This window comes from Novosphingobium sp. (assembly GCF_049240505.1).
In the GTDB taxonomy this organism is placed as follows: Bacteria; Pseudomonadota; Alphaproteobacteria; order Sphingomonadales; family Sphingomonadaceae; genus Novosphingobium.
Map to the genome: position 1 here is coordinate 1 of NZ_JBMLSM010000134.1, position 14,460 is coordinate 14,460.

The 14,460-nt window shown below is 60.4% G+C and carries 15 protein-coding genes; 3 read left to right on the plus strand and 12 right to left on the minus strand.

Annotation, left to right across the window (positions count from 1 at the left end):
- The 9 genes from ACOVQ0_RS11290 to ACOVQ0_RS11330 form a co-directional block, all read right to left on the minus strand.
- A partial coding sequence (locus ACOVQ0_RS11290) for a DUF2849 domain-containing protein (RefSeq protein ID WP_421884433.1) occupies positions 1-86 on the minus strand: 86 nt, incomplete at its 3' end.
- The gene (gene cobA / locus ACOVQ0_RS11295; protein WP_421884393.1) at positions 83-853 is read right to left on the minus strand and encodes a uroporphyrinogen-III C-methyltransferase; all 771 of its coding nucleotides are present in this window, start codon (positions 851-853) and stop codon (positions 83-85) included. The genes cobA and ACOVQ0_RS11290, both read right to left, overlap by 4 nt.
- Positions 854-922: 69 nt before the next feature.
- On the minus strand, positions 923-1,846 hold the full coding sequence (locus tag ACOVQ0_RS11300; RefSeq protein WP_421884395.1) for a mechanosensitive ion channel family protein: 924 nt from the start codon (positions 1,844-1,846) through the stop codon (positions 923-925).
- Positions 1,843-3,084 carry a cystathionine beta-lyase gene (metC, locus tag ACOVQ0_RS11305; protein ID WP_421884398.1) on the minus strand — a complete coding sequence of 414 codons (1,242 nt, stop codon included), beginning with the start codon at positions 3,082-3,084 and terminating at the stop codon, positions 1,843-1,845. The genes ACOVQ0_RS11300 and metC overlap by 4 nt, the downstream gene beginning before the upstream one ends.
- A gap of 171 nt (positions 3,085-3,255) precedes the next feature.
- Positions 3,256-4,107 (minus strand): hypothetical protein, encoded by an 852-nt coding sequence (locus ACOVQ0_RS11310; RefSeq protein ID WP_421884401.1) that lies wholly within the window; start codon positions 4,105-4,107, stop codon positions 3,256-3,258.
- Positions 4,108-4,422: 315 nt separating this feature from the next.
- Positions 4,423-4,767, minus strand: coding sequence for a helix-turn-helix domain-containing protein (locus tag ACOVQ0_RS11315; RefSeq protein ID WP_421884403.1), 345 nt, complete (start codon positions 4,765-4,767; stop codon positions 4,423-4,425).
- Complete coding sequence (locus ACOVQ0_RS11320) at positions 4,764-5,114, minus strand: type II toxin-antitoxin system RelE/ParE family toxin (RefSeq protein WP_421884406.1); 351 nt, start codon at positions 5,112-5,114, stop codon at positions 4,764-4,766. The genes ACOVQ0_RS11315 and ACOVQ0_RS11320 overlap by 4 nt, the downstream gene beginning before the upstream one ends.
- 68 nt (positions 5,115-5,182) lie before the next feature.
- Positions 5,183-6,025: a 3-mercaptopyruvate sulfurtransferase gene (gene sseA, locus ACOVQ0_RS11325; protein ID WP_421884409.1), complete on the minus strand. Its 843-nt coding sequence runs from the start codon at positions 6,023-6,025 to the stop codon at positions 5,183-5,185.
- 125 nt (positions 6,026-6,150) lie between these two features.
- Positions 6,151-7,233, minus strand: a complete 1,083-nt coding sequence (locus tag ACOVQ0_RS11330) for a hypothetical protein (protein ID WP_421884412.1) — start codon at positions 7,231-7,233, stop codon at positions 6,151-6,153.
- A 192-nt stretch (positions 7,234-7,425) separates the two neighbouring features.
- Here ACOVQ0_RS11330 and queF point away from each other — a divergent pair, with 192 nt between their 5' ends.
- A complete protein-coding gene (gene queF / locus ACOVQ0_RS11335; protein WP_421884415.1) occupies positions 7,426-7,878 on the plus strand; it encodes a preQ(1) synthase in 453 nt (150 codons plus the stop codon).
- Between the two features lie 29 nt (positions 7,879-7,907).
- On the opposite strand, the gene ACOVQ0_RS11340 is transcribed toward queF, so the two are convergent.
- Both ACOVQ0_RS11340 and ACOVQ0_RS11345 read right to left on the minus strand, forming a co-directional pair.
- Positions 7,908-8,201, minus strand: a complete 294-nt coding sequence (locus tag ACOVQ0_RS11340; RefSeq protein ID WP_421884419.1) for a hypothetical protein — start codon at positions 8,199-8,201, stop codon at positions 7,908-7,910.
- Positions 8,202-8,519: 318 nt separating this feature from the next.
- The gene (locus ACOVQ0_RS11345; protein ID WP_421884422.1) at positions 8,520-8,900 is read right to left on the minus strand and encodes a hypothetical protein; all 381 of its coding nucleotides are present in this window, start codon (positions 8,898-8,900) and stop codon (positions 8,520-8,522) included.
- Between the two features lie 262 nt (positions 8,901-9,162).
- On the opposite strand from ACOVQ0_RS11345, the gene ACOVQ0_RS11350 reads away from it, so the two are divergent.
- Both ACOVQ0_RS11350 and ACOVQ0_RS11355 read left to right on the plus strand, forming a co-directional pair.
- Positions 9,163-10,722 carry a hypothetical protein gene (locus tag ACOVQ0_RS11350; protein ID WP_421884425.1) on the plus strand — a complete coding sequence of 520 codons (1,560 nt, stop codon included), beginning with the start codon at positions 9,163-9,165 and terminating at the stop codon, positions 10,720-10,722.
- 93 nt (positions 10,723-10,815) lie between these two features.
- Positions 10,816-13,509, plus strand: a complete 2,694-nt coding sequence (locus ACOVQ0_RS11355) for a TonB-dependent receptor domain-containing protein (protein ID WP_421884428.1) — start codon at positions 10,816-10,818, stop codon at positions 13,507-13,509.
- 99 nt (positions 13,510-13,608) lie between these two features.
- Here the strand turns inward: ACOVQ0_RS11355 and ACOVQ0_RS11360 are convergent, their stop codons facing one another.
- The gene (locus ACOVQ0_RS11360; RefSeq protein ID WP_421884430.1) at positions 13,609-14,442 is read right to left on the minus strand and encodes a hypothetical protein; all 834 of its coding nucleotides are present in this window, start codon (positions 14,440-14,442) and stop codon (positions 13,609-13,611) included.
- Between the last annotated feature and the right edge of the window lie 18 nt (positions 14,443-14,460).

The following is a 14,460-nucleotide window of genomic DNA, read 5'->3' on the forward strand; positions in this document are numbered from 1 at the left end:
GCATCGTTGACATGGCGCGACCAGCCTTCGCCGGTCCACCAGATCACGTCGCCGGTGCGCAGATCACTTCCGGTAATGATCTTCACTGCACTGCCTCCAAAACTCGCTTCAATTCCATCATGTCTCCCCGGCCTGCCACATCGCCAATCACGATAAGGGCAGGGCTCTTGACCTTGTTTTCAGCCACCAGCGGGCCAAGCCCGGCCAGTGCCCCTCGCAACACGCGCATTTGCGGCCGTGCCGCGTTCTCGATCACCGCCACGGGCACATCGGGCGCCAGCCCGTCGGCCATCAGCTTTTCCGCAATCGCCTCTGCCGTGGCGACGCCCATATAGATAACCAGCGTCCTGCCAACCCCGGCAAGGCCCGCCCAGTTCTGGTCGGTCAGCCCTTTGCACTGCCCGGCCACAAAGCTGACGATGCTGGCGGCATCGCGGTGGGTAAGGGGGATCATGGCCGAAGCCGCAGCGCCCATCGCCGCGCTGATGCCGGGCACCACTTCAACCGGCACGCCTGCCGCAAAGCAGTCTTCCGCTTCTTCGCCGCCGCGCCCGAACACGAAAGGATCGCCGCCCTTCAGCCGCACCACGTCGTTCCCGGCCAAAGCCTCGCGCACCAGCAGGGCGTTGATATCTTCCTGCTGCATCGTGTGGCGCGAACGCTGCTTGGCGACCGAGATCATCCGGCAGCTCTTGGGTGCCATCGCCAGAATGGCCGGATCGACCAGCCCGTCATGCACCAGCACGCGCGCATTCATCACCAGCCGCGCCGCACGCAGCGTCAACAGGTCCGGGTCACCCGGTCCTGCGCCCACCAGAAATACGGTTCCGACTCTTGGCATGGAATTGCTCATGAAAGCGCAGATGGGCGCGGGGAGCGTAACCTGCCAGCGAGAATGCTTTGCCCCCCGCCTAGATCAGCTTTAGCCGTCCTTGTTGTCCCGTTTCGCCATCGCCTCCGCCAGCGCCCGCAAACCCTCGCTATCCTTCAGGTTCACGTCCTGCTGCGGAAAAGGGATCTGCACGCCATGCTCCCCGAACAGACGCCACACCCGCCACAGCACGTCCGATCGCACATTGCCCACGCCGCCTTCGGGATCGTCGATCCACACCACCATCGTCATGTCGATGCTGCTCGGCCCGAACCCGCTCAGCAGCACGCCGGGCGAGGGGAAGGGCAGCACGCGCGGGGTGGAGGCTATCGCTTCCAGCAGCAGCTTCTGCACCAGTTCCAGATCGCTGCCATAAGACACGCCGATGGGAATGTTGATCGCCACCTCGCGCGATGAGTAAGACCAGTTCTCCACCTGCTGGGTCATCAGGTTTTCGTTCGGAATCAGATACTCACGGTTGTCTCGCGTCGTCACCGAAACCGCCCGGATGCCGATTTTCTTGACCTCGCCAAACGAATTGCCCTTGCCGTCGTTCACCGCGATCACGTCACCCGGCTTGATAGACCGGTCCATCAGCAGGATGATCCCCGCGATCAGATTGCCGAACGTCTTTTGCAGGCCAAACCCGATGGCCAGGCCGAACGCGCCCGAAAACACTGTCAGCGCCGTCAGGCTGATGCCCAGCACGTCGATGCCCACCAGAATGGCAATCGCCCACACCGCAATCGAAACCAGCTTCTCGCCCAGCAACTGCTGCGCGCCGTCCAGACTGTCGATCCGCCGGAACAGTCGCTTCGCCAGCCTGCTGCCCAGCCGCGCGAACACCAGCACCAGCACCAGCACGATTACGATGCGCAACGCACCCCAGACCGAGATGTGATAGGTGCCGATGTCGAACCCGATTTCGTTGAGCGTGCGGACAACATCCGCCACCCCGCTACGAAGCTCGTTCACGCATGTTCTCCATGACTGGCCCAAACGGCAAGCCCGCGCGCCAGATCGGCAATCAGGTCCGCCGTATCCTCCAGCCCGATGGACAGCCGAACGCCAAAGCAATCCTCAGGTTCCATGCCCGGCAGCGGCCACGCGCTCGCCGTGCGGATGCTTGCCGGATCAACGGGCGTGGCAAGGCTTTCAAACCCGCCCCACGAATAGCCGATGCCGAACAATTGCAACGCATCGATCAGCGCATCACGCGCCGCGCTCGTGCCACCTTTCAGCACGAAGCTGAACAACCCGCACCCGCCGGTAAAGTCGCGCCGCCAAAGCTCATGCCCCGGCGATCCCGGCAACATCGGGCACAGCACCCGCGCCACCTCAGGCCGCGCATCAAGCCACTGCGCGATTTCCAGCGCCGAAGCCGTCTCCGCCTCCAGCCGCAGCTTCATCGTGCGCAGGCCGCGCAGCATCAGCGAAGCATCATCGGGCGACACCACATTGCCCAGCCCCTGTGCCCGCACCCGCAACTTGCGATACCACTCAGGCCCCGCAGAGGCAGACCCCATCATGCAGTCCGAATGGCCGGAAACATGCTTGGTCAGGCTCATCACGCTGATATCCACGCCATGCGCCAGCGCGGCAAAGCCCAGCGCCGAAGCCCAGGTATTGTCCAGCACAGAAACAATCCCGCGCGCCTTCGCCGCCGCCGCCAGCGCAGGCACATCCTGCACTTCCATCGTCAGGCTGCCGGGGCTTTCCAGCAAAACGCACCGCGTCCGCTCGCAACAGGCCGCCTCGAACGATGCCAAGTCGGTGGGATCGAACCACCGCGTCTCCACCCCGAAATCCCGCAGCAGCCCACGCCCCATCGCCCGGCTCGGCTCATAGGCATTGTCAGTCATCAACAACACATCGCCCGGCCGCAACACGGTGAGCAAAACCCCCGCAATCGCGGCCACCCCCGAAGGATAGAGCACAGTGCCCGCAGCGCCCGGCTCCAGTTGTGTCAACGCCTCAGCCAAAGCCCACTGCGTAGGCCCGCCGCGCCGCCCGTAGTAGAAATTGCCATCCTCATTCGCCGGATGCGCCCGCAGCGCCCCCATATCGGCATAAAGATGCGTAGAAGCCCGCCAAACCGCCGGATTGACCACCGCACCGGGATGCTCCGGCGTGCCAGTCCAGGCCTCACGCCGCCCGGCGAGTACGCCTCGCGTTGCGGGGCTGAGGGCGTCAAAATCGTCAGAATTGCTCATGGCAAAGCCAATAGCAGAGGGAAGGACCGGAAGTCATGGGCTTAGGTGATGGGGCATGTAACATCCGCAATCGCACCCGTCTTTCGTTATTCCCGACATCATGCAGCAAGCGCACGAATGCGTAGACGACTATCCGTTATCGTGATGGCAGGTGTCAGCGTATGCAGTGCTTTAGGATTCCTCTTTTTCAATTCCGAAATGAGGGATGCCCGTTGTCACGTTCTCTGCCTGGTCTGGAATGAAATATATCCGTTCAGTTTCCAATGATTTGTGATTAGCCCAACGGGCATCATGCACTCGCACGTCTTTGGTGTAACGGCTATCATAAATAACATAGATATGGATACATATCCTAGTGTCGCCGGCGCGGAATTTTTCTGCTTCGTCGGGACTAAGAATTATATCTGCAACAACCTTTCGAGAAGATTGACTAGCAATAACGCCAGTAACGAACGGCTTTTTCTTAAAGATGGCATCACTGTATTCGCCGATCTTGGCTATCTGCGCGGAGGTCCAAGTTCGAACATTATTTGCCGGGAGAAGGCCAATGTTTTCCACGGCTATGACAAACTCATATCTAACCCTCCCAGTCTTTCGCTCCTCTTCATTCATTTTGATTTTTGGGAATCTTACGAAGGGCCGCGTTTCAATTTCGAGCGTAGTGTGGGCAGTGGTATAGGCTTTTCTCGCATAGTAAGCGGCAAATCCAGCAGCAACGAGCGTCAGCAGCCCGCCGATTAGTCCAGCCAGTGCAATCTTGGTGGCTGTGTATCCAAGCAAGGCGGCGGCATTGGCCGCATCCGCCGCGCGGGTTTGTTGTACGAGATCATTGGTCTTGAGGCGATGCTCCTCAGCTACCTCTTTGCAGCGATCGGTTTCGCTCGTAGCTTTGACCCCAGTGAGGTGCGCCAGAATCTCTGGTCCGCAATTGGTGCCGCCTGGATAATATTGAACGGGCTGGGTGTCGGCGTTCTGGTAATCGGGCAGTATTGGCTGCTTTGGTGAAAATGCAGTCCATAGCATGGCACTACCTATGAGGCAGCTAGCACCCGTAATGAACCAACGCTTATTGCTTCTAAACATTAGATCAAGAACATCGCTGTGAATTTACCCTGCCGGATGTTGTTGCTGATACCTGAATCAGATTCCATAACGCTGATGTCTGCCAGCGCACCGACCGGTTGCGACTCCCCCTAAATAAACCAAGCCACCCTCGTCGCCTTAGGCGTAGCCGGGTCCAGTCCCCACTCGCTCTACGACCCATCGTAAAGCGAAATGTCCTCCCTGCCGATCAGATCCGCGACGAAGATCAGAGCATGGGCCGTCTTCCCAATCCGCTCACAAACGCAAAGCACTCACCCCTGCTGTACCGCGCGGGCTGACGGTTACAGACACCTGCACCTTGCGGTTGAGCCGGTCGAGAATTGTCATCAGCCGGTCGATGGTAAAGCTATTCAGCCGTGCCTGCCGGATGCGTGAAAAGTCAGCGGCGGCCACGCCGGTGATTTTCTCGGCGGCGCGGACGGTCAGTTTGTCGGCGGCCAGCGTCTTGCCGATTTCGGCGGCAAGGATAGCGCGGAACTGTTCCAATTCCGCATCGGGCAGGCCAAGATCGGCAAAGACATTGCCAGAACCGCGCACCAGTTCGAAGTCGTCGTCCTGCGCTTCAATCATCTTGCTCATGCCAAAGCCTCCTTCAAGCGCTTGATCCGTTCCTTCACCACGTCGATTTCATGCTTTGGCGTGGCGATGCCGCTGGTCGATTTCTTCTGGAAGGCGTGAACCACCCAGATATCGTCATCCAACTGGAGCGCATAAATCACGCGGAATGCGTCCCCGCGCTCCTTGATGGCTAGTTCCCACACACCCGCGCCAAGGCCCGTCATCGGCTTGGTAATCTCCGGCGTGTCTCCCTCGGCAATCTGCGTCAGGCCCCGCGCCGCCTTTTGCTGTGCGGGCAGAGGGAACGCCCGAAAGTCCTTCAGCGCTCCTTTTATCCAGGAAATGTCGCGCAGTGCTTTTCTGGCCATAAATCAATGTAGTGAAATTTAACTACAAATGCAAGCGACAGTCTTGAAGGATGGCGTTCAATCGGAGCCTATTCCACCCCAACTGCCTTCGGCGTCTCCGGGTCCAGCCCCCATTCGCTCCACGATCCATCGTAAAGCGAAACGTCCTCCTTGCCGATCAGATGTGCGGCGAAGATCAGGACGTTGGCGGTCATGCCTGATCCGCAGGACGATATCAGCGGGCGGGAAAGGTCTACGCCTGCGGTTTCGAACAGCGCCTTGATCGCGTCTGCCGCTTTCCACGTGCCATCGGGATTGAACAGGCTGGAATAGGGCACGTTGCGCGCGCCGGGAATGTGGCCGCTTGCAAGGGCCGGATTGGCTTCCGGCATGTCACCGGTGAAACGGCCTGCGCCGCGTGCGTCCACGACCTGTTCGGCAAGGCTTCTCAGATTGGCAAGGACATCGGCCTTGCTGCGCACGTGGCTGTCGTCGGACCACACGGTAAAGTGGCGTTGGCGCAGGCTTTCCACGCCTTGCGCGCATTTGCGGCCTTCCGCTTTCCATTTGGCGATCCCGCCATCCAGCAGGGCCACGTTCTGCGCGCCGAACTTGGTCAGCATGAACCATGCGCGCGTGGCCGATTTGATCGGACTATCATCGTAGATCACGATGCGGCTGCCATCGCCAAGGCCCAGCGCCTGCATTCGGCTGGCAAATTTTTCCGCGGGCGGGAGCGTGTTGGGCACGGGCGATGTCTTGTCGGTCAGGTCGGCCAGATCCATGAACACCGCACCGGGGATATGGCAGGCTTCGTATTCCAGTTGCGGCACGCGGCCATGTTCCGGCAAAAATGCCGTAGCGTCGACAATGCGCAAGTCGCTCGCGCCGATCTCATCGGCGAGCCACTGGGTGGAAACCAGCGAATCCATAGGGTCTCAAAACTCCTGCCTGCTTTGCACGACCCGTCTTTGCGAGTTCGCACGTGCAGCAGACTAGACTCAGGTGTGACGTGCGTCACCATGAAAAAAGGATCAGATGACAACTGTTTTGGGCATCAGGCGAATTGGGGCACGGTCAATTCGCGATGGCCGACTGTGCCATAGCTGCGCGGCCCCTGATCAAGGCGGAAGGGCTGCAACCTGCCGCTCGCCCCACTTTCATCCAGCCCCACCACAAAGGCACGGCGCAGGCGGAGCGGCGCTGAACCACTAGCGGCTTCTACCGCGATGCGCACCAGTGGCACGAACAGCGCGGCACCGCCGTGGTGGATCGGGGTGATCGTGGCCAATGGCAGGCGGATTTCGCCTTCCAGAACAACTGTTTCGCCAGCGGCAAGGCCCGCCAGCCGGTGCAGTACCGGCGCGTCGGTGGCGCCAAGCTGCTCCTCGGCAGGGCGCGATGCGTGGGCAGCGGTCATGTCGGCCCGCAGTTCCACCGGCCCGATGTCAGCCCCGGCCGTCAGCAAAAGGCGGTAGGACAAGGTGGCGTTGATCAGGCTCGCGTTCATGCGCACGGCATCAAGGTCCAGCGCAAGAGGCGGCGCGGCTGCTGCTGCAGCGGCGACGGGCGCGGTAGTGCGGGGCGGGGTGGTTTCCGGCAATCTGGGCGGTGTGAAAGCCGGTTCGGGCAAAGCTTTGTCGCGTCGCCGAAACAGCAGGGCCAGTCCGCCAAGCGCTGCAAGCGCCAGAGCGCCCAGCAGCCACGGCCAGAAATTGCGTTCGTTTCCAGTCGCTTCGATGGGTGAAGCAGGCGCAGGCGCAGGCGCTGGCGTCGGTGCAGTTGCGGGCAACTGGCTTTCCACCAGCGGCGTGGGCGCGCTCTCCGGTTCGGGTGGCGGCGAGGGGAGAGGTGCGGTTGCCGGGCGCGGTGCGGGTCGCGCGGTGGGGGGCGACGGGAGCGCTATGGTCGGCGTCGGTGACGGCGTGGGCGAAGGTTCGACACGGGCGGGTTCGGCGGGGGCAGCCTCGGTGGTTGCGGCTGGACGCGGTGGTGGCGCATCTGGAACGACGGGGCCCTGCACCGTCGGCGTGGGCGAGGATGCGGGGGGGAGCTGATAGCTCCCGGTGTCCTGCGCTGCGGCTGGCAGCGCAGTGAGGAGGATCGTTGTGAAAAGTGGCAGCCCCGTCCGGTACATCATGCCTGTCGGAAAAAGCGGCGGCGGTTTAATCGCGGCTGAACCGGACTGCCCGATCCGGCCACTTGCTCCGCGCGTGCGACAGGTGCATGGGGCAGGGCAGTTCGGCACCGTTCACGCGCTTTCAAAGGCGGCTAGGTGCATCTAGGTGCATCTAGGTGCATCTAGGTGCACTTCGGAAATGCAGGCGAAAACATGACGAAGACACCGCTTTTTCTTGGGCAAAACAGCAGCTTGCCAGCTTCTCCTGAAGAGGCCGTGCTGGATTACGTGCCCAATCCGCGTCCCGGCACGCTCTATATGATCCGTTTCGCCGCGCCGGAATTCACCTCGCTCTGCCCCGTCACTGGCCAGCCCGATTTCGCGCATTTGGTGATCGATTACGCGCCGGGTGAAACCATCGTGGAATCGAAGGCGCTGAAGCTTTTCCTCGGTTCATTCCGCAACCATGCGGGTTTTCATGAGGATGTGACGGTCGGCATCGGTCAGCGTCTGTTCGATGAAATGAAGCCGCAATGGCTGCGTATCGGCGGATACTGGTATCCGCGCGGCGGAATCCCGATCGATGTGTTCTGGCAAAGCGGGGCGCCGCCTGCCGGGCTTTGGCTTCCAGATCAAGGGGTTGCGCCCTATCGCGGGCGCGGCTGACATTCTGGCGGCGCGCCTGATTACACCAATTACGAGGGATCCAGGTCAAACTCGTCATCAAGGCTGTGCAGCGCATTGCACAGATGAATGCCAACCATGCGAAGTTCGAGACGGTCAGCCTCGGCCAAAGCATCGGTAATCACTTTTTGCAGGCGCAGCAAATCCTCGGAAGGAGCGGCATCGACGATGCCTTGATCATGCATGGCCGGAATCGCTGCGTGTTTTAAGCGAATGGTCCGCCTGCATTCCATCAGAGCGTGAACGGTGCCCGGAAGTCGACGGCCGATCAGGGCGCTTGATAACCCAGTGCTTCTTGCTGACACGGCGCATGGGCTTGCCGCAGCCAAGGCAGTGCGTGGAAAAATACAGCGGTTCGCGCACCGCTGTACTTCGATCCGGCCGGTGGAAGCCGAGTAGGCATCTCAGAGATTGCACTGATTAATCCAAATCCGATGCTGCTTCTCTTGACAGAGTGCGCAAATTTTTTCCGATTCGGATAGCTTATCAAAAGTTAAATTGTTGCGATATATTGCTGCACAATGAAGAGGTTGCGCGTTACCCGCACCCTTTTGGCAGGCCCGACCAGTCCACGCAGAGTCGGGCTAGAGGCATTGAGGCCAAGGTTGCGCGCTGGAAAACGGTCAGCGCAGGGCGAGTACTTCGTCTGTCCCGAGGCGCGACATCGCCAGCGTTGCAGCACGGCGTGAATCGATCCAGCGACCGTTGGCAAGCTGCACATCATAACGATCATCGCTGCGGAGCGCGGTGCGATAGAGCCGGGCGGCTTCGTCCTTGCGACCGACCATCTTGTAGGCCGTGCCGAGATTGATCATCGCCAGGGGATCGCCCTTGCGTGCGAGGTCGCTGGCTTCGATCCGCTTGATTGCGGCGAGCGGACGGTTTGCCATGATTTCATTGAAGCCAACATCGCCGCTGGGCAGCGCCGGGGCGGGGACGGTCAACGGAGGCGTGACCATCACGGCGGACTGGGTGAAAAGTGCGGCGGCGAGTAACAGGCTCATCAATGCTCTCCGTTCTGATTGCTTGGTTGGATGCGAGTATGTGCCGATTCTCCCGAACTGCAATCAAACTGAAACATTGTCACAAAAGTGCAATCAACGAACGCCCGCAAATCCGTGGGTGCAGTCACAAATGTCAAATAACCGTCAGATAATTTGACACAAATCTGTCAGGAAACCGCAAACAGGCTGTCACTTTCCATCCCTAGACGGTCCCTCGCGACGGCAGGAATTGCTCCGGCCGCTTATCCTTGGGGGATATCAAGTGAAGACCAGCCACGGCCTGTTCCTCGTCGGTTGCAGTGCGATTGCGCTCGCCGGCTGCGGCCCCACCGATATTGCTTCGCCTGGCACCGGCGGCAATGTGACGATCAATCAGCCGACGCCAACCCCGACGCCAACGCCGACCCCGACTTCGAGCGGTGTCGTGGCTGCCGCTGGTTGCCCGACCATCGCCAACCCAACCGGCCTGACTGATTCGGGCACAGTAACGTCGTCTCAGGGCACGTGGCGCGTTTGCACGCTGCCTGCGCGCATCACCGCTTCTTCCACGCTGCCCAAGATTGCGGGTCTGCTCTATTCGATGAACGGCCGCGTTGACGTCGGGACCGATGCTGGTTTCAGCAGCACCAGCACCGGCGTCACGCTGACCATCGAACCGGGCGTGATCCTGTTCGGCAACACCGGCACGTCATGGCTTGCCGTCAATCGCGGCAACAAGATCAATGCCACCGGCACCGCGACCGCACCGATCATCTTCACCAGCCGCGACAACGTGCTCGGCCTGAATGGCGAAACGTCGCAGGGTCAGTGGGGCGGCGTTGTGCTGATGGGCCGCGCGCCGATCACCGACTGCACCACCGGCGCTGTTGCCAGCGGCGGAACCGCCAGCACCTGCGAACGCCAGACCGAAGGTGCGGCTGATCCTGCGCTGTTCGGCGGCACCAACTCTGCCGACAACAGCGGCACGATGAAGTACGTCCAGATCCGGTATTCGGGCTTCGTTCTGGGTTCGAACTCCGAACTGCAGGCGCTGACGCTGGAAGGCGTTGGTTCGGGCACGCAGCTTGATTACATCCAGAGCTACAACAGCTCGGATGACGGCGCTGAATTCTTCGGCGGCACGGTCAACATGAAGCACTATATTTCCGTTGGTGCGGACGATGACAGCCTCGACATGGATACTGGCGTTCAGGCCAACCTGCAGTACCTGCTGCTGATCCAGCGTTCGGGCGCTGGCGATACGCTGATGGAACTGGACAGCAACGGCAACGAAGCACAGGCTCCGCGCCAGGTTTCGCGCATGTCGAACGTGACGGCGATCCAGGCTGCCACCAGCAGCAACAACGAAGCCAACGGCCAGGCGGCGCTGTTCTTCCGTGGCAACTCGGACATCTCGCTCTACAACAGCGTGATCGTGGCTCCGGCCAACCAGTGCATCCGCATGAATGGTTCGGGCGGTGCGAACTCTGCCACGCTGACCGCGCGTTCGGTTGTGATGACCTGCGCCGGAACGGGCGATGACCGCTTCATCGGTACGGGCGCCTATACCGCCGCGCAGGTTGCCGGGTTCTTCGGTTCGGGTGCGAACGGCAACAATGCCGGGCTGACCTCGACCTTGACCGGTGGCTTCATCAACGGTGCCAACGAAACCGCCGTAAGCGCATTCGATGTGACCTCGCTGTCCTCGTTCTTCTCGGCCGCGACCTACATCGGTGCGGTGCGCGATGCTTCGGACACCTGGTACGCCGGTTGGACCTGCAATAGCGGTGCCGCCAACTTCGGCACCACCAGCACCGCCTGCACGGCGCTGCCGACGACCTGATCGGCTGCCTTTCGGGATACGGGGGGTGGCCGGTGACGGCTGCCCCCTTTCCCGCACCAGAAAATACATTCTTTCCCCAGGGGGAACACCGACATGAATACGTCGCGGCTCGCAACCATGCTGCTGCTTTCCACCGCGCTTCTGGCGCCATCCGCCGCTTTTGCGCAGGATGCGCAAGCCGCACCGGCGGATGCCGTGCCGCCCGTGGCCGATGTGGCTGGCGAAGCGCCTGTCGATCCTGTGGCCGATCCGGTTGCAGGGCAGCCGCAAGAGGAAACGGAAGTTTCGATCCCCGGCGGTGAAATCGTCGTGACCGGCGCACGCGACCGCAATATCCAGCGCGCTGCGCCGCAGGTCGTTTCCGTCCTTGGCACCGCTGAAATCGCGCGCACCGGCGAAGGCAACATCGCAGGCGCGCTTGGCCGCGTGACTGGCCTGAGCGTGGTCGGCAATGGCTATGTCTATGTGCGCGGCCTTGGCGATCGCTATTCGCTGGCGCTGCTGAACGGTATGCCGCTGCCGAGCCCCGAACCGCTCAAGCGTGTGGTTCCGCTCGACCTGTTCCCTTCGAGCATCATCGCTTCGTCGCTGGTGCAGAAGTCCTATTCGGTGAACTATCCCGGCGAATTCGGCGGCGGCGTGGTGAACCTGACCACCAAGTCCAGCCCCAGCGAGCCGTTCGTGACCATCGGTGCCGGTGGTTCGTGGGATAGCGAGACGACCAACCAGCTTGGCTATACCTATTACGGTTCCAGCACCGACTGGACCGGGTTCGACAACGGTCAGCGTGACTACACCAGCGCTTTGAAGACGTTTTTCGCCAGCGGCGAGCGGCTGAGTTCGGGCAATCTCGATAACGTCGAGATCGGCAAGGGCATCGTCAACACGCGCAATGGTCTGATCCAGAAGATCCCGAACATGCCGGGCAACGGTTCGCTTTCGCTTTCGGCAGGCAAGTCGTTCGAACTGGGCGCGGTGACGCTGGGCGTGATCGCCACGGCCGGATACAGCAACAAGTGGCTGACGCGCGACGTGACCAGCCAGACGTCGGTTGAATCCGATCTGGCCGATCTGCAATCGAACTTCCGCCGCGTGGTGACCGACAATCGCGTGGTCGTGAACGGGATGCTGGGATTGGGTCTTGAGTGGGATCGCAACAAGATCCGCTGGACCAACCTTTACATCCGCGACACGCTGAAGAACACGCGCCTCAGCCTTGGCCAGCGCAATCAGACGACGGTGGACTACCAGCAGCAGGACACGGCCTGGTACGAACGCCAGCTTATCGACACGCAGCTTGTGGCCGAATTGAAGCCGCTGGACGGGCTGAGCGTTGACCTGCGCGGTGGTTTTGCCAATTCGCAGCGTGAGGCCCCGTATGAACTGGGCTTTGAATATGTGCGAACGAATGTGGCGTCCGATCCGTTCGGCCAATACTTCGTCAACAATCTGGACGGCAACGCAGGGCGCGCTACGGTCAGCTTCTCGGACCTGAACGAGGATCTGTGGACTGGCGGGATCGACGTTTCGTACAAGGTTATGCCTGCGGTCACGGCGACGGTCGGCTATGCCTATGTCGATACGCGCCGCACCAGTTCGCGCCGCGACTTTCAGTGGCGCGCGGTGGATCTGCCCGATGGCGTGAACATGTTCCGTCCCGATTACCTGCTGAGCCATGCGGTGATCGAAGCGTTCAACGTGAACCTGATCGATACGAACGAAGGCAACCCGGCGTTTCTCGCCACGCTGCGCAATCATGGCGCCTATGCCAAGGTCGACGCGCAGTTGACCGATACGTTGCAGCTGGACGCGGGTGTGCGTTACGAGAAGGCGCGTCTGGTTGTATCACCGATCCAGGTGTTCAACGATGGCGCGACCACGGCAACGCCGACTGCCCTGAACAATGACTACTGGCTCCCGGCAGCAACGCTTACGTGGTCTTTCCGCGATGACATGCAACTGCGCGTCAACGCTTCGAAGACCATCGCGCGTCCGCAGTTCCGCGAGCTGATCTATCAGTTCTACTTCGATCCTGACACCAACCGTCAGTATCGCGGCAACCCGAACCTGCAGGACAGCCAGCTTACCAACGCCGAAGCCCGCTATGAGTGGTACTTCGACCGCGACCAGCGCTTCTCCGTCTCCGGCTTCTGGAAGCGGATCAAGAACCCCATCGAAAGCTTCGTGGCGCTGGAAAGCGACAACTTCATCACCAGCTTCGCCAATGCGCCCAAGGCCGACCTCTATGGCGCGGAAGTGGAACTGCAGAAGTATTTCGACCTGAGCGACTGGGGCGGCATGTGGGAATCGCGCCGCTTTGCGGTGATCCCCAACTACACCTGGACCAAATCGAAGCTGAAGGTGCAGGAGGGCGATCAGACTTCCTATTACCTCGCCGCTTCGACCCGCGCGCTGGACTATTTCCGCGATGGCGCGCCGCTGACCGGGCAGAGCGAACATATCGTCAACGTGCAGCTTGGGCTGGAAGACACCGACAAGCTTTCGCAGCAGACGCTGCTGCTGAGCTATGCCAGCAAGCGCGTGTTCAGCCGTGGCCTGCTCAACACCGGGCAGCCGGACATTTTCGAAGATCCGGGCCTGCGTATCGATTTCGTGGCGCGTCAGGGCTTTGATGTGTTCAAGAAGCAGGTCGAGCTGAAGTTCGAGGCCCGCAACATTACCGGGCGTCGCCACATCGAATACCAACAGTCTGGTGCGAACCGCGTCGAGGTGAACTCCTATGACGTGGGCCGGACCTTTGCGCTTTCGGCTTCGATGACGTTCTGAGTTAGCACTGTAGTCAACCACCCCTCGGGAGGCGGCCCTTCACCGGGGCCGCCTCTTTTTTGTGGTGGTGCAATGGCAATTCGTACAGGGTGTTTTGCGCTAATATTTGGAGCCATCCATCGTGAAGTTGGTCGAGATGAAGATTGACCAAACGCCGACGTTTTTCTTCGTGTCGGTATTTCCCCACTCGCGCGCGTACTGAAAGCCGCCGTTGAAGGTTCCGTCCTTATCGACAGAAAGAAACACAGGAAGGGCCATTCGGCTGCGACTTGTTTGCGTGCTGTAGGATATTGAAGGTGAGAAACCAATAATCGGAATATAGCTATTTGCCCAATCACTGATCTGTCCCGTCCCAATTTTGGTGCGCACATTCAGCGAAGGCTCAAATGACATATAGGACACTGGTGCGGCGATATTGAATTTTGCGCACTCTGTCGCAGGAGAGTTTGTAACTTTGCAGAAGGTCTTGTCGGCAAAATCAGATTCAATTTCCCAACGCCGGGCGAGCGTAGCGCCCTGCCGAACTGTAATTCCTTCAGGTAGCCATCCGCCAACATCGAAATGCCTGAAAACGAAGCCGGTCAATTCAAAGCTCCACTTTCGTTGCTCTAGCTGGCCAAGGTTTGGAGATTTGTCCTTGTCGGTATTGAGCGTCGTCAGAATGGAGGGATTGCCATTCGATACGAGAATTCCCGGTGCAAAAATATTCGGCTGGATGTGCTTGTATACCTGCGTGCCGATCGTGCCTGTCGCCCCCCAACCGTATTCTGGAATGTCTTTGTCGGCTGGTTCCCAAAATGCCTTGTTGTAGCCGGCGACGTTGTCCTTGTAGTTCGGACCGTCCGGGGAAAACGCCCAAGCCAGCAGTTGATCGCCTTCGCACCTTGCCGTGGGTCTGTTGAAGGACAGTTCACAGGAGCCGTAAGGCGACATCTACCTTTACGATTTGTC

What these genes read in the sequence shown, in the direction of transcription:
- cobA (WP_421884393.1), bottom strand. Translation starts at nt 853, where the DNA reads ATGAGCAATTCCATGCCAAGAGTCGGAACCGTATTTCTGGTGGGCGCA.
- metC (WP_421884398.1), bottom strand. Translation starts at nt 3,084, where the DNA reads ATGAGCAATTCTGACGATTTTGACGCCCTCAGCCCCGCAACGCGAGGC.
- ACOVQ0_RS11310 (WP_421884401.1), bottom strand. Translation starts at nt 4,107, where the DNA reads ATGCTATGGACTGCATTTTCACCAAAGCAGCCAATACTGCCCGATTAC.
- ACOVQ0_RS11315 (WP_421884403.1), bottom strand. Translation starts at nt 4,767, where the DNA reads ATGAGCAAGATGATTGAAGCGCAGGACGACGACTTCGAACTGGTGCGC.
- ACOVQ0_RS11320 (WP_421884406.1), bottom strand. Translation starts at nt 5,114, where the DNA reads ATGGCCAGAAAAGCACTGCGCGACATTTCCTGGATAAAAGGAGCGCTG.
- sseA (WP_421884409.1), bottom strand. Translation starts at nt 6,025, where the DNA reads ATGGATTCGCTGGTTTCCACCCAGTGGCTCGCCGATGAGATCGGCGCG.
- ACOVQ0_RS11330 (WP_421884412.1), bottom strand. Translation starts at nt 7,233, where the DNA reads ATGATGTACCGGACGGGGCTGCCACTTTTCACAACGATCCTCCTCACT.
- queF (WP_421884415.1), top strand. Translation starts at nt 7,426, where the DNA reads ATGACGAAGACACCGCTTTTTCTTGGGCAAAACAGCAGCTTGCCAGCT.
- ACOVQ0_RS11345 (WP_421884422.1), bottom strand. Translation starts at nt 8,900, where the DNA reads ATGAGCCTGTTACTCGCCGCCGCACTTTTCACCCAGTCCGCCGTGATG.
- ACOVQ0_RS11355 (WP_421884428.1), top strand. Translation starts at nt 10,816, where the DNA reads ATGAATACGTCGCGGCTCGCAACCATGCTGCTGCTTTCCACCGCGCTT.
- ACOVQ0_RS11360 (WP_421884430.1), bottom strand. Translation starts at nt 14,442, where the DNA reads ATGTCGCCTTACGGCTCCTGTGAACTGTCCTTCAACAGACCCACGGCA.